This is a genomic window from Tabrizicola sp. YIM 78059, assembly GCF_004959785.1.
Lineage (GTDB): Bacteria > Pseudomonadota > Alphaproteobacteria > Rhodobacterales > Rhodobacteraceae > Tabrizicola > Tabrizicola caldifontis.
The window spans coordinates 1-348 of sequence record NZ_SJZH01000080.1; the positions used below are offsets into that span (position 1 = coordinate 1).

Sequence of the window (348 nt, forward strand, 5' to 3'; positions counted from 1 at the left end):
GCCCCATCGCCAATGCCCTTTCCGGCGCGCTGGGCGGCGCGGGCGGGATCTTCGCCAGCATCCTGCACACCGGCGGCCTGGTCGGCGGCCCTGGTCCCGGCCGGATAGTTCCGGCCCTGACATTCGCCAATGCCCCTCGCATGCACAGCGGGGGCTGGGCCGGTCTGCGCCCGGACGAGGTGCCCGCGATCCTGCAGCGCGGCGAGCGGGTTCTCTCCCGGCGCGAGGCGGCAGGGTTCGGCCAGTCGGGCGCGTCGACCGTCAATGTCACCATCAACGCCCGCGATGCCGAGAGTTTCCGCCAGTCCCGGACGCAGGTCGCCAGCGACATCGCCCGCGCCGTGTCGC

At 73.6% G+C, this 348-nt stretch carries 1 pseudogene; it reads left to right on the forward strand.

The features are described 5' to 3' along the window. Window positions 1-348: pseudogene (locus tag EZM81_RS18130) on the forward strand (phage tail tape measure protein); the annotation flags it as partial.